This is a genomic window from Clostridium senegalense JC122, from assembly GCF_000285575.1.
GTDB classification, from domain to species: domain Bacteria; phylum Bacillota; class Clostridia; order Clostridiales; family Clostridiaceae; genus Clostridium_J; species Clostridium_J senegalense.
The window spans coordinates 1,106,802-1,120,289 of sequence record NZ_HE611050.1 but is presented as its reverse complement, the minus strand read 5'-3'; the positions used below and the strand labels follow the sequence as shown (position 1 = coordinate 1,120,289).

The window sequence follows — 13,488 nt, the reverse complement described above, 5'->3', positions numbered from 1 at the left end:
AAATAGATTAAAGAATGTGAGGTAATAAAGTGGATATTCGTGAGTTTACAAATAAATTTATGGAAGCTACAAAAAACATGTCTGATGAAGAACGTGCTGGTTTAATGGAAATGTTTAAGAAAGTTTCTAATGATATAACAAAAGAAGAAACAACAACTAATGTTGTATGTGAGAATAATGGTGAAATTCCAGATGGAATGACAGAGCGTTTAGTTAAATTAAAAGAAAACTATTTAAAGCATGTACCATCAATAACAATTCACCGTGCAAGAGCTATAACTAAAATGGTAAAAGAAAACCCTGGAATGCCTAAGGCAATTTTACGTGGTAAGTGTTTTAAATATTGTTGTGAAACTGCACCATTAGTAATTCAAGATCATGAGCTTATAGTTGGAGCACCAAACGGAAAACCTCGTGCTGGAGCATTCTCTCCTGAGATATCTTGGAGATGGCTAGAAGAAGAAATCGATACAATAGGAACAAGACCACAAGATCCATTCTATTTAGCAGAAGAAGATAAAAAAGTATTACGTGAAGAGATATTTCCATTCTGGAATGGAAAATCAGTTGATGAATATTGCGAAAGCCAATACCGTGAAGCAGGTGTATGGGAACTTTCAGGAGAATCTTTTGTTTCAGATTGTTCATATCACGCATTAAATGGAGGAGGAGACTCTAATCCAGGATATGATGTTATATTAATGAAAAAAGGTATGCTTGACATAATAAGAGAAGCAGAAGAAAAATTAGAAGGACTTAGCTACGAAATACCAGAAGATATAGAAAAAATTTACTTCTACAAATCATTAATAGATACTGCAGAAGGGGTTATGATATATGCTAAACGTATGTCAGAGTATGCTGCACAATTAGCTGCAAAAGAAACTAACCCTAAGCGTAAAGCTGAACTTTTAAAAATATCTGAAGTAAATGCAAAAGTTCCAGCTCACAAACCAACTAATTTCTGGGAAGCAATACAAGCGGTTTGGACTATAGAATCATTACTTGTAGTTGAAGAGAACCAAACAGGTATGTCTATAGGACGTGTTGACCAATATATGTATGAATTCTACAAAAATGATATAGAATCAGGACGTATGAATGATTTTGAAGCATTTGAATTAGCAGGTTGTATGCTTATAAAAATGTCTGAAATGATGTGGTTAACAAGCGAAGGCGCATCTAAATTCTTTGCAGGTTACCAACCATTCGTTAACATGTGTTTAGGTGGAGTTACAAGAGAAGGTCGTGACGCTACAAACGAGTTAACATATCTTTTAATGGATGCAGTTCGTCACGTTAAAATATATCAACCAACTTTAGCTTGTCGTATACATAAAGCATCACCACACAAATATCTTAAGAAGATTGTTGAAGTTATTCGTGCAGGTATGGGATTCCCAGCATGTCACTTTGATGATGTTCATATAAAAATGATGTTAGCAAAAGGAGTTTCTATAGAAGATGCAAGAGACTACTGTTTAATGGGATGCGTAGAGCCTCAAAAATCAGGAAGATTATATCAATGGACTTCTACAGGATATACTCAATGGCCAATATGTATAGAACTTGTTCTTAATCATGGTGTACCACTATGGTATGGCAAGCAAGTATGTCCAGACATGGGAGATTTAAATAACTTCAAAACTTATGAGCAATTTGAAGCAGCTGTTAAAGAGCAAATTAAATATATTACTAAATGGACAAGTGTTGCTACAGTAATTTCTCAACGTGTTCACAGAGATCTTGCACCAAAACCACTTATGTCTATGATGTATGAAGGCTGTATGGAAAATGGTAGAGGTGTAGAAGCTGGTGGAGCTATGTACAACTTCGGACCAGGAGTTGTATGGAGTGGTTTAGCTACTTATGCAGATTCTATGGCTGCTATAAAGAAATTAGTATTTGAAGAGAAAAAATATACTTTACAAGAAATGAATGAAGCATTAAAAGCTGATTTTGTTGGATATGAAAGATTAAGAAAAGATTGTTTAGAAGCACCTAAATACGGTAACGATGATGATTATGCAGATTATATTGCTGCTGACTTAATCAACTTTACTGAACAAGAGCATCGTAAATATAAAACATTATATTCAGTGCTTAGCCATGGTACTTTATCAATCTCAAATAATACTCCATTTGGACAAATGACTGGAGCTACTGCAAATGGACGTAGAGCATGGATGCCATTATCAGATGGTATAAGTCCATCACAAGGAGCAGATTATAAAGGACCTACTGCTATAATAAAATCTGTTTCTAAAATGTCTTGTGAAGATATGAATATAGGAATGGTTCATAACTTCAAGTTAATATCTGGTCTTTTAGATACAAAAGAAGGAGAGCAAGGAATAATAACATTATTACGTAGTGCGTGTGCTCTTCAACTTGGAGAAATGCAGTTTAACTACTTAGATAACCAAACTTTAATAGAGGCACAAAAACACCCAGACCAATATCGTGACTTAATCGTTCGTGTTGCTGGATATAGTGCATTCTTTGTTGAGTTATGTAAAGATGTTCAAGATGAAATAATCAGTAGAACTATGCTTACACATTTCTAATAAAATTTAAAGTTTAAAAAAGAAATTAGTTAGATTAAATTTTATAAAGTCTGTAATCTACAGATTTATTCTGTAGATTATAGATTTCAATTAAGACATATATTAAAAATCAAAGTAAATGAAACTGGAGAATGAAGAATATGAGTAATGGAAATTTAGGTGTAATTGAACGTAAAGCGACGATTTTTAATATACAAAAATATAATATGTATGATGGAGATGGAATAAGAACTCTAGTATTTTTTCAAGGGTGTCCACTTCGCTGTAAATGGTGTGCAAATCCTGAAGGAATGATAAAAAAACATAGAGTTATGTTTAAAAGTAATTTATGTGTTAATTGTGGAGCTTGCGTTTCTGCTTGCCCTGTTGGAATACATAGTATCTCTAATGAAACTTTAAAGCATGAAGTTAATCGTGATATTGACTGTATCGGATGTGGTAAATGTAAGAGTGCTTGTCTTAAATCTGCAATATCAATAGTTGGAGAAGTAAAAACTATTTCTGAACTTTTAGAAATTGTAGAAGAAGATAGAACTTTTTATGAAATGTCTGGTGGTGGAGTTACATTAGGTGGTGGTGAAGTTTTAATGCAGCCTGAAGCAGCATGTAGTTTACTTATGGCATGTAAGCAAGAAGGCATAAACACTGCAATTGAAACTTGCGGTTATGCAAAACTAGAATCAGTACTTAAGGTTGCTGAGTTCACAGATTTATTCCTATTTGACATTAAACATATTGATTCTGAGAGACACTTTCAGTTAACAGGTGTGAGAAATGAACAGATTTTAGAAAATCTTACAGAACTTCTTCGTCGCAAATATAATGTAAAAATTCGTATGCCTTTATTAAAAGGTGTAAATGATTCTCAAGAAGATATTGAAAAAGTTATGGAACTTTTAGAACCATATAAAGATTATAAGAATTTTAGAGGAGTTGATTTACTTCCATATCATAAAATGGGGGTAAATAAATACAACCAACTAGGAATTGAATATCCTATAAAGGATGACCCAAGTTTGAAAAGTGAAGATTTAGATAGAATAGAAGGATGGATTAAAAAATACGATTTACCTGTAGAAGTAATCCGCCATTAATTTAAATAGATAATAAGATGGGAGGTAAGGTTTATGGAAAATTCACTTGATAGAAATATACAGCGTATTATACAAGAGTCAGTTCCAGGAAAACAGATTACCATAGCTCATGTTATTGCATCACCTATGACTGATATATATGACCGTCTAGGGATTGATGAAAAAGGAGCAATAGGTATTTTAACCCTTTCTCCATATGAAAGTGCCATAATTGCAGCAGATGTTGCCACAAAAGTTGCAGATGTTAAAATTGGATTCCTTGATCGTTTTACAGGTTCAGTTGTAATAAATGGAGATGTTCAAAGCGTTGAAACAGCACTTGAGGCAGTGAATAATACGTTAAGGGATATGCTTGGATTTACTCCAGCTATTATTACAAGAACATGAAGAAAAAGCGCATAATGGTAATTGGCCCTTCAGGATGTGGCAAAACTACATTAATTAATGCATTGAATGATTATGAAGGTCCTTTAAGACGAACACAGGATTTGCTTTATGGCAAAAATACCATTGATGTTCCAGGAGCCTATGTAGAAAATTCATGGATGTACAAGCATATAATTGCAACAGCTCAAGATGCATCTCATGTGCTTATGTTGATTGATCAATCTAATTGTACTGAAATGTATTCCCCTGGATTTGCAAAGTGTTTTAGATGTCCAGTAATTGGGGTTATAACAAAATGTGACTTATCATCTGAAAATGAAGAGAAATGTTTGCAACAGTTAAAGGATATAGGTATATCAGAGCCGTATTTTCATATTAGTTTTCCTATGGGAACAGGAATTGATGCTTTAAAGAAGTATTTATTTGAAAAAGGTGAGGAGTAAAGGTCAATGATGAAATTTATTACTGAAGAGTATTTAAGAGATTTATACAGAAAAGAACCTTTTAATACCTACAAGTTACAACAGGGACAGCGCCTTACACCTGGAGCAGCTCAATATTTGTCTGATAAGAGAATAGAAATAAATGATAAAGCTTTAAAAGTAAAGAAAAAAGTTCCTCAAAGCAATCAGAATGAAGACAAACATACTGAAAGCAAGCAGGCTGAAACAGCAAAGCAAGTGAGAAACATTGACCTTAATTTAAAGAGGAAGCTTTATTATAAGTTAAAATCTATAGAGGCAGTATTTCTTGTTACTAGTAGTGAAATATTAAGAGAAGATATTTTTTTAGCACAAAACATTATAAACTTGGGCAAAAAAATATCAAATGTTAGAAATGTTGTGAATGGGAAAGGTACTCTTGAAACTATTAATTGTAAAGAGTGCAGTGGAATGAATTCATCAAATTTCATAACTGAGTTGGATGATTGTTTTGAAATAACAGAATTTCATATTCAGCTTAAAAAAGGCAATGTAATTTTGAAAATGCACACACTTCGTTGTGCTTTACAGGAGTTACAGTTTGAAATAATTGAGATGTATAACAATGATGATGATGATTTGAAAAATAGAATTATAGAGAATGTTAATTCAATAATTAATTCGCTATCTCAGTTGATTTGTTCGGCAGTAGGAGGAAAAGAATGTCAGAGAAAAGAATAAACTTCGAACGTTGTGATGATTTTGTTAGAAAGTTTGAAGAAGTTATAGAAAAACCAATTGTTAATGAATCTTCGGTTTATTATACAGGAGTAGACTTAGGTACTGCTTGTGTGGTATTAGCAGTTTTAGACGAAAACTATGAGCCTGTTGCAGGTGCATATAGATATGCAGATGTAGTTCGTGACGGTATGGTTGTTGACTATATTGGGGCAGTAAAAATTGTCAGAGAACTTAAGCAGGAAATCGAAGAAAAATTAAATACTGAGCTTCTTTATGCAGCTGCTGCAATTCCACCTGGAACAGATTCTTTAGATTCTGGAGCAATTAAAAATGTAGTTCAGGCTGCAGGATTTGAATTAACATGTCTTTTAGATGAGCCTACTGCTGCAAATGCTGTACTTAAAATTGAAAATGGTGCCGTTGTAGATATCGGTGGTGGAACAACTGGAATATCAGTTTTAAAAGATGGAAAAGTTGTTTATGTTGTTGATGAACCTACAGGGGGGACTCATTTTTCATTAGTTATTTCAGGGGCATATAAAATGCCATTTAAAGAAGCAGATAAATTTAAAAGAGATAATAAAAATCATAAAGAAATTTTGCCATTACTAAGACCAGTAGTTGAAAAGGTAGCATCAATTATTAATCATAATATTAAGGATTATGATGTTAATGAAATTTCTTTAGTAGGTGGTACCTGCTGTTTGACAGGAATTGAAGAGATTATAGATAAAAAAACTGGAGTATATACTCATAAGCCTAAAAATCCTATGTTTGTTACACCGCTTGGAATAGCATTAAGTTGTACACAAGATATTATTGAATAATAAGGGGAGTGTTTAAAAGTGGATTTTAGAATTATAAAATCACCTTCCAATAGCACTAAAGATATTCTTAAAAGACGAATGAGTGGTAATTGTAAAACAGAGATAGATAGTGTTGATGCAATAGGGCTTGTTCAAGGTAAACTTATTGATATGATTTATGTCGCAGATATTGCTGAGAAAGCTGTTGGCGTTACCGTTGAAGATATAAGGGGTACATGTCCACAACACATGGTTTTACTTGGTGTTTTTGGTGACACATCATCAGTTGAAGCTGCAATGAAGGAGATTCAACTGAAAATGAAAGAGGGAAAATAATATGATAATAGCAAGACTTATTGATAATGTATGGGCTACTAGAAAAGCAGATTCACTTAGTGGACTCAAATTTATGCTTGCTGAAGAAATTAGTGGAACCAATGAAGGCCGTAGATTTGTCGTTGTTGACATTATCAGTGCAGGCATTGGGGATAGGGTTATAGTTAGTACTGGATCAGCTGCACGTAGAATGCTAGGTGATGATAATATTCCAGTAGATGCAGTTGTAGTTGGAATAGTTGATAGTGATTGTAATTTAGATTAGAGCACAATCTTTTTTTAAATAATTAAAGGTTTTTAGGATTGGTATATATACTAAGATTATTTGAAAGGATGTGAAAATATGAAAAAATTAATCTGTGCAAAAGATATTGAGGAGTTAATAGTAAGTGGAAAAAAAGCTTTCTATATAGATGGTAGTGAGATAATCACACCAGCAGCTAAAGAACTTGCAATAAATAATCAAATAGAATTCACTACAGAAGTTTCTAAGCCTAAAGCACAGCAATTAGAAGTAAAAAAAGCTCCAAGTATAGAAGGCATGGACAGTGAGATGTTACTTAACTTTTTTAGAGCTTTAATGGACAAAGGGCTTTTACAAGAATTACTTGAATGCTTAAAGCCAAAGAACCTTTTGTTTGATGCTGAATGTGACCCTAGCGGACTTAAGGTTGTTAGAGGAAATACAGTAAAAATGGATGTATTTGACACTGGAGATTCAAATGTAAGAGCTTATTTTCAAGAGTTAATAAGTAAAAAAGAATCAAAAATGAGTGCTGGATTTTTAGTTATTGAAAACTCAAAGTTTGATTGGGAGTTAACTTACGAGGAAATTGATTATGTTATAGAGGGAACTTTAACAGTTGAAATCAATGGAAAAACATATACAGCTTATCCTGGAGATGTACTATTCGTACCATCAGGTTCTAAAGTAGTTTGGGGTTCACCGGACAAAGCTAGAGTGTTTTATACAACATATCCAGCAAACTGGGCTGATCTTTTATAGAAGACTAGGAGGATAAACCTATGCAAGCACTTGGTTTTATAGAAACAAGAGGTTTACTTACAGCTATTGAGGCTGCTGATACAATGGCAAAATCGGCAGATGTAAGTATTGTTGAAAAAACTTATGTAGGTGGTGGTCTTGTTACAATTGTAGTTACAGGTGATGTAGGTGCAGTGAAAGCAGCTATAGAGGCTGGTGGAGCAGCTGTTAAAAATATTGATGAAGAATCTTTAATTTCAGAGCACGTAATTCCAAGACCACATGAGGAATTGGAAAGTATAATAGGACCTAACACTTCAAAAGAAATTTTGGAAGTTCCATCATCTAATAAAGAAGATGGTTTAAAAGAAATAGAAAAAACAGAAGAAAAAATCACAGCAAATGTAGAATACACTGAAGAACATGTAGAGAAAGCTGAAAAAGCAGAAGTGCATGAAGATAAACTAGAAGAACAGTTAGAAAAAAATCAAGAGATTTTAGAAACTGATTCAGATAAACTACATAAAATGAGTTTGCAAAATTTACATAAAGATGACATAGATAATTTAATAAATAAAGATGGTATAGAAAAAACTATTTTAATGTTATCTAAGCTAAAGGTTGTTAAACTTAGAAATTTAGCTCGTGAATATGATGATTTTGTAATTAGGGGTAGAGCGATTTCAAAAGCTGACAAAAATTTATTAATTACAAAATTTAAAACATATTATGAGAAAAATTAGCTAGAGTGATATTTACGAAAGGAATGAAAGTACCATGGAAAATTTTGATAAGGACTTATATTCAATACAAGAAGCAAGAAATCTTGCTAGACTTGGAAAAATAGCAGCTAATAAAATTGCTGATTACACTGAAGAACAAATTGATAAGATTTTACGTAATATGGTTAGAGTTGCAGAAGAAAATGCTGCTTGTTTAGCACAAATGGCAGTTGAGGACACAGGTTTTGGTAAAGTTGAAGATAAAACTTTCAAAAATCATTTAGCATCTACTATACTATATGATTCAATAAAAGATATGAAAACTATCGGTATAATTGGAGAAGATGAGGTAAATAAAGTTATAGAAGTTGCTGATCCAGTTGGCTTAGTTATGGGAATAGTTCCTTCAACAAACCCAACATCTACTGCAATTTATAAATCAATGATAGCTATAAAATCTCGTAATGCTATAGTGTTTTCACCACACCCATCTGCAGCAAGATGTACAATTAAAGCAGCTCAATTAATGAATGATGCAGCTGTTGAAGCTGGTGCACCAGAAAACATTGTAAGTGTAGTACATACTCCAACAATTGCAGCTACTAACGAATTAATGAAATGCAAAGAAGTTGCTATAATAATAGCTACAGGTGGTCCAGGAATGGTTAAAGCTGCTTATAGTGCAGGAAAACCAGCTCTTGGTGTTGGTGCAGGAAACTCTCCAGCATATATTGAAAAAACAGCTAATATCGAAAAAGCTGTTAGAAATATTATGGCAAGTAAAACTTTCGATAATGGTACAATTTGTGCATCAGAACAATCAATAATATGTGAAGAATGTAACTGCGACGCAGTTGTTGCAGAGTTCAAAAAACAAGGTGGATACTTCATGACTGAAGAAGAAACTAATAAAGTTTGTAAATTATTATTCAAAAACGGACATGCTATGAATGCTAAATTTGTTGGAAGAAGCCCACAAGTTATTGCAACTGCAGCAGGAATATCAATTCCAGAAGGAACAAAAGTACTTATAGGAAAGCAAAACGGAGTAGGCGAAGGAAATCCTTTATCATATGAAAAACTTACAACAGTTTTAGGATGCTATACTGTAAAAGATAGCAAAGAAGCATATGAGTTAAGTTGCGAATTACTTCAAAACGGAATTGGACATACAATGAGTATACATACTGAGGATAGAGCTATTGTTATGAAATTCTCAGGGGTACCAGCATCTCGTATTCTGATAAACACTGGTGGAACACAAGGTGGAACAGGTGCAAGTACAGGACTTAATCCTGCATTTACTTTAGGCTGTGGAACTTGGGGTGGAAGCTCAACATCTGAAAATGTTACTCCAGAGCACTTAATAAATATAAAGAGAGTTACTTATGGTTTAAAAGATTGCGCAACATTAGCATCTAATGATCCAACTTTCAACTGTATAAAAACTGCAGAAAACTGTCATGGTGTTCAAAATCAATTTATTAATATGAGCCCAGCTCAAATTGCAGCAGCAGCAGAAGTTTTAAATAAAGTTAATGATTCAGTTAAAAATACTAATAATTGTACTGAATGTAGTAGCGAAGCTAAGAATGAAAGCGGAAAAAATGAAGAACTTTTAGACTTAGTTAATCAAATAATTGCTACTATGAAGGGGAACAACTAATGGAAAATTATGAAGAATTACTAAAGGTTTTATTAGAAGCTGTAAAGGATAAAGGATCAAATGCTACAATTGGTGGAAATTCATCTGAAATTCCAGTAGGTGTTTCTAATAGACATGCACATCTTTCACAAAAAGATATAAATACTTTATTTGGCGAAGGTTATAACCTTACAAAACTTAAAGATTTATCTCAACCTGGACAATATGCATGCAAGGAAACTATAACAATTTGTGGACCAAAAGGTGCCATTGAAAAGATTAGAATCCTTGGACCAGCAAGAAGTAAGTCTCAAATTGAAGTGCTAATGGGAGACTGCATTAAACTTGGAGCAGCACAATATGTAAGATTGTCTGGAGAATTAAGCAAAACAGCTGGAATTACACTAGTTGGACCAAAAGGTTCTGTTCAGCTAGAAGAAGGTTTAATAGTTGCACAAAGACATATCCACATGACACCTGAAGATGCTAAAAATTTAGGCGTGTGTGATGGAGAGATAGTATCAATAAAATTTGATGATTTAAGAGGCGGAACATATAGCAATGTCGCTATTAGAGCTAATGATACTTCAAAGCTTGAATGCCATCTTGACATAGAAGAAGCTAATGCAATGGGCATTAACTCAAAATCAAAAATAACAATAGTAAAATAAGAAAACCACAAGATTAAAATAAGAGTTTATAATTAAAAAATATAATATGATTAAAATAAGAGTTTATAATTAAAAATAAAATAAAAAAATAACTATATTTAGGAGGATTTTCAAATGAAATACGATGCATTAGGAATGATAGAAACAAAAGGTTTAGTAGGAGCAATAGAAGCAGCAGACGCTATGGTTAAAGCTGCAAATGTATACTTAATAGGTAAAGAATATGTTGGAGGCGGACTTGTAACTGTTATGGTTAGAGGAGATGTTGGAGCTGTTAAAGCTGCTACAGATGCTGGAGCTGCTGCTGCACAACGTGTTGGAGAATTAACATCAGTTCATGTAATACCTCGTCCACATTCTGAGGTTGAAGTAATTCTTCCAACAGCTAAAGAAGCTACAAAATAGTATTTTAATTAAAATAAAGGAGTTATTGCAAAATTAACTTATAAAAGTTAATGGAGCAATAGCTCCTTTTTTTATAAAAATTTACATATGAGTTTATTAGTACAAATATAAGTAGAAATAAAATAGGTTTATACTAAATAAAACATAAAACTATTGACAAATATAAAAATGATATGTAAAATAACGTATTAAATAAAAGAATATTGATTGTAGAGGTCGCGATATTTATAAGTACCAATAATGAGGTAAGCACAATGATTTATTGGAAAAGGAGTTATCGCCGAAGGATATAACTTATGCTTTAAGGTTATATACCTGGGTATGTATAAAATATATGCATAACTGTCACAAGTTTAAATTGTGTTGAGCTACATTTGAGGAATAAATGGTATATTTATATTGATTTTATGTCCCCTTAAGTGTTACTTAAGGGGTTTTTTATATTTAAAAAGATATACACACCCTGTAGCAAAAGCAAAATACCAAAAATTAGGAGGAAACTATTATGAAATTACAAGGAACTATGTTGGTAAGAGAAAATGAATTGTATATAGGGGGTGTAAGTTGTAAAGAACTTAGAGAAAAATATCAAACACCACTTTACGTATTTGATGAAGAGTTAGTTAGAAATAACTGTAGAGAGTATGTAAAACATTTTAGAGTAAATAAAGAAAATAATAGAGTGGCTTATGCAGGTAAAGCATTTTTACCTATATATATGTGTAAGTTAATAAATGAAGAAGGGTTATATCTTGATGTAGTATCAGGAGGAGAATTATATACAGCATATAAGGCCCAATTCCCTATGGAAAAAATATTATTTCATGGAAATAATAAAACAATAGAAGAAATAAAAATGGGTGTAGAACTAGGAGTTGGAAGATTTGTTGTAGACAACTATTATGAATTAGAATTATTAGAAAAAATTTGTGAAGAAAAAGGTAAAAAGCAAGCTGTTTACTTTAGGATAACTCCTGGAATAGAAGCGCACACACATGAATATATAAAAACTGGACAAATTGACTCTAAGTTCGGATTTACGTTATCAAATGGAGAGTTATATAACGCATTAGAGAAATTGAGTAATTATAAAAATATAGAGTTGGTAGGCATACATGCTCATATAGGGTCACAAATATTTGAAGTAGAGCCGTATTTAGATGAAGTTAAAATAATGATGAACTTAGTAAAAGAAATAAAGGAATCCTATAATATGCATATAAAAGAGGTAGATTTAGGTGGAGGGATTGGGGTTTATTATACGGAAGAAGATAAACCGAAAACAATAAAAAGATTCTGTGAAGCGATAATAGAAAAAACAGAAGAAGTATGTAAAAAAATTGATATAAAAGTACCTATTTTAATAATAGAACCAGGAAGGTCAATAGTAGCAAATGGGGGAAGTACAATATATACAGTAGGAGCTATGAAACATATAAAAGGTATAAGAACTTATGTAAGTGTAGATGGTGGAATGACAGATAATATAAGACCATCCTTATACCAAGCAGGATATGAATGTGCAATTGCTAACAAAATAGAGGAAAAGAGAAAAAACCAAGTTACAATATCAGGTAAGTGTTGTGAAAGTGGTGATATACTTATAACAGATACTAATATTATGGACATAAAAAGTGGAGATATATTAATAGTTTCATCAACTGGTGCATATGGATATTCAATGGCATCAAACTACAATAAAATAACAAAACCAGCAGTAGTATCAGTACAAAATGGAAAAAGTAAATTAATATGTAAAAGACAAAGTTATGAAGATTTATTTAAATTAGAAGTAGTATAAAAGAAGAAAATTAAAAAATAGAATGTTAAAGTTAAACCCACAATTTTAGAAATTAAAATTGTGGGTTTATAAAACCATAGAAATATAAAAAATTAATTTGTAATAGTTATAGGAACTACTAATTTATCTTTTATTTCTCCATTTAGAGATTTTAAATTAAAATTTAAAGTATATTTACATTAGAAGTTTACTGATTTAAACATAAATATAGTTAATCCTGGTGATACCATAGCAGTAGTATAAGGAATAAATTCAACATTATTATCTATAACATCATTTAATTTCCAATGATAATCTATAGATGCTGGGATAATAGATTGAATTACAACTGAATAGAAGTCATTAGTTTTAACTATCATGTTTTCATCTGTTAGTAAAGTGTTAGTTTTTTCTTTGTATTGAGTATTAATTAAAGAGGGTTGTGCACTATATTTAGCAATAGGTGTCCAGTTATTATGGACAATTTCTCTTGGTAAAGCATTTAATACAATTTTTGTACTAACACCTTGAAGGAAAATTTTATCAACTTTTATGGACTTTGTTACAGAACCATTAATTAAGGTACTTTCATCCACACTAATGGCGATTTTTTTCTTAGTAAAATCTCTTTCACTAAGAACTACAACAGATTATTTAAAGTTTATTATTAGTTAAGATGTCGAAATAAATAGAAAAAGATATATACAACTATTTGAAATATTAATAGTTGAAATTTATCTATTTTAAATTTGAAAATTTTAGAATAAATATTAATTAAAAATGAATGTTATAAATACTTTATAATTTTACAACAATAAATATTTTCTATAATAATTATTTTTAAAATTACATTTTATGTATTTAAAAACAGTGAAGCCAAAAAAAATATTTAAAATTATAATATTATATTAAATAAATTATCATTAA

15 protein-coding genes and 1 riboswitch are annotated in these 13,488 nt (G+C 31.6%); of the genes, 14 read left to right on the top strand and 1 reads right to left on the bottom strand.

All coding sequences use genetic code 11. From position 1 onward, the window contains the following. The first annotated feature begins 29 nt into the window (after nt 1–29). The 14 genes from cutC to lysA all read left to right on the top strand — a co-directional run bounded on the left by cutC (nt 30) and on the right by lysA (nt 12,582). Entirely contained in the window at nt 30–2,567 is a 2,538-nt protein-coding gene (gene cutC, locus CSGHG_RS05920) for a choline trimethylamine-lyase (protein WP_010293439.1), read from the top strand. 140 nt (nt 2,568–2,707) lie between these two features. Next, nucleotides 2,708–3,661 carry a choline TMA-lyase-activating enzyme gene (cutD, locus tag CSGHG_RS05915; protein ID WP_010293437.1) on the top strand — a complete coding sequence of 318 codons (954 nt, stop codon included), beginning with the start codon at nt 2,708–2,710 and terminating at the stop codon, nt 3,659–3,661. Between the two features lie 33 nt (nt 3,662–3,694). Continuing rightward, nucleotides 3,695–4,048, top strand: coding sequence for a BMC domain-containing protein (locus tag CSGHG_RS05910; RefSeq protein WP_010293436.1), 354 nt, complete (start codon nt 3,695–3,697; stop codon nt 4,046–4,048). Continuing rightward, entirely contained in the window at nt 4,045–4,491 is a 447-nt protein-coding gene (locus CSGHG_RS05905; protein WP_010293434.1) for a EutP/PduV family microcompartment system protein, read from the top strand. Before CSGHG_RS05910 ends, CSGHG_RS05905 begins: the two co-directional genes overlap by 4 nt. Nucleotides 4,492–4,497: 6 nt before the next feature. Further along, entirely contained in the window at nt 4,498–5,211 is a 714-nt protein-coding gene (locus tag CSGHG_RS05900) for an ATP--cob(I)alamin adenosyltransferase (RefSeq protein ID WP_010293433.1), read from the top strand. Beyond that, nucleotides 5,193–6,038: an ethanolamine utilization protein EutJ gene (gene eutJ / locus CSGHG_RS05895; RefSeq protein WP_010293432.1), complete on the top strand. Its 846-nt coding sequence runs from the start codon at nt 5,193–5,195 to the stop codon at nt 6,036–6,038. The genes CSGHG_RS05900 and eutJ overlap by 19 nt, the downstream gene beginning before the upstream one ends. Nucleotides 6,039–6,056: 18 nt before the next feature. Further along, nucleotides 6,057–6,353: a BMC domain-containing protein gene (locus CSGHG_RS05890; protein WP_010293431.1), complete on the top strand. Its 297-nt coding sequence runs from the start codon at nt 6,057–6,059 to the stop codon at nt 6,351–6,353. Nucleotide 6,354: 1 nt separating this feature from the next. Then, entirely contained in the window at nt 6,355–6,618 is a 264-nt protein-coding gene (locus tag CSGHG_RS05885) for a EutN/CcmL family microcompartment protein (RefSeq protein ID WP_010293430.1), read from the top strand. 78 nt (nt 6,619–6,696) lie between these two features. Then, nucleotides 6,697–7,359 (top strand): cupin domain-containing protein, encoded by a 663-nt coding sequence (locus CSGHG_RS05880; RefSeq protein ID WP_010293429.1) that lies wholly within the window; start codon nt 6,697–6,699, stop codon nt 7,357–7,359. 20 nt (nt 7,360–7,379) lie between these two features. Then, a complete protein-coding gene (locus tag CSGHG_RS05875; RefSeq protein WP_010293427.1) occupies nt 7,380–8,081 on the top strand; it encodes a BMC domain-containing protein in 702 nt (233 codons plus the stop codon). Between the two features lie 34 nt (nt 8,082–8,115). Beyond that, on the top strand, nt 8,116–9,726 hold the full coding sequence (locus CSGHG_RS05870) for an acetaldehyde dehydrogenase (acetylating) (RefSeq protein WP_010293426.1): 1,611 nt from the start codon (nt 8,116–8,118) through the stop codon (nt 9,724–9,726). After that, nucleotides 9,726–10,376: a phosphate propanoyltransferase gene (locus CSGHG_RS05865; protein WP_010293424.1), complete on the top strand. Its 651-nt coding sequence runs from the start codon at nt 9,726–9,728 to the stop codon at nt 10,374–10,376. The genes CSGHG_RS05870 and CSGHG_RS05865 overlap by 1 nt, the downstream gene beginning before the upstream one ends. A gap of 114 nt (nt 10,377–10,490) precedes the next feature. Further along, nucleotides 10,491–10,781, top strand: a complete 291-nt coding sequence (gene eutM, locus CSGHG_RS05860) for an ethanolamine utilization microcompartment protein EutM (protein WP_010293423.1) — start codon at nt 10,491–10,493, stop codon at nt 10,779–10,781. Between the two features lie 202 nt (nt 10,782–10,983). Next, nucleotides 10,984–11,160: riboswitch (Lysine riboswitch) on the top strand. Nucleotides 11,161–11,286: 126 nt separating this feature from the next. After that, the gene (lysA, locus tag CSGHG_RS05855; protein ID WP_010293421.1) at nt 11,287–12,582 is read left to right on the top strand and encodes a diaminopimelate decarboxylase; all 1,296 of its coding nucleotides are present in this window, start codon (nt 11,287–11,289) and stop codon (nt 12,580–12,582) included. Between the two features lie 179 nt (nt 12,583–12,761). Here lysA and CSGHG_RS05850 read toward each other — a convergent pair whose 3' ends face one another. Continuing rightward, nucleotides 12,762–13,157, bottom strand: a complete 396-nt coding sequence (locus CSGHG_RS05850) for a hypothetical protein (RefSeq protein WP_010293420.1) — start codon at nt 13,155–13,157, stop codon at nt 12,762–12,764. Nucleotides 13,158–13,488 lie beyond the last annotated feature (331 nt).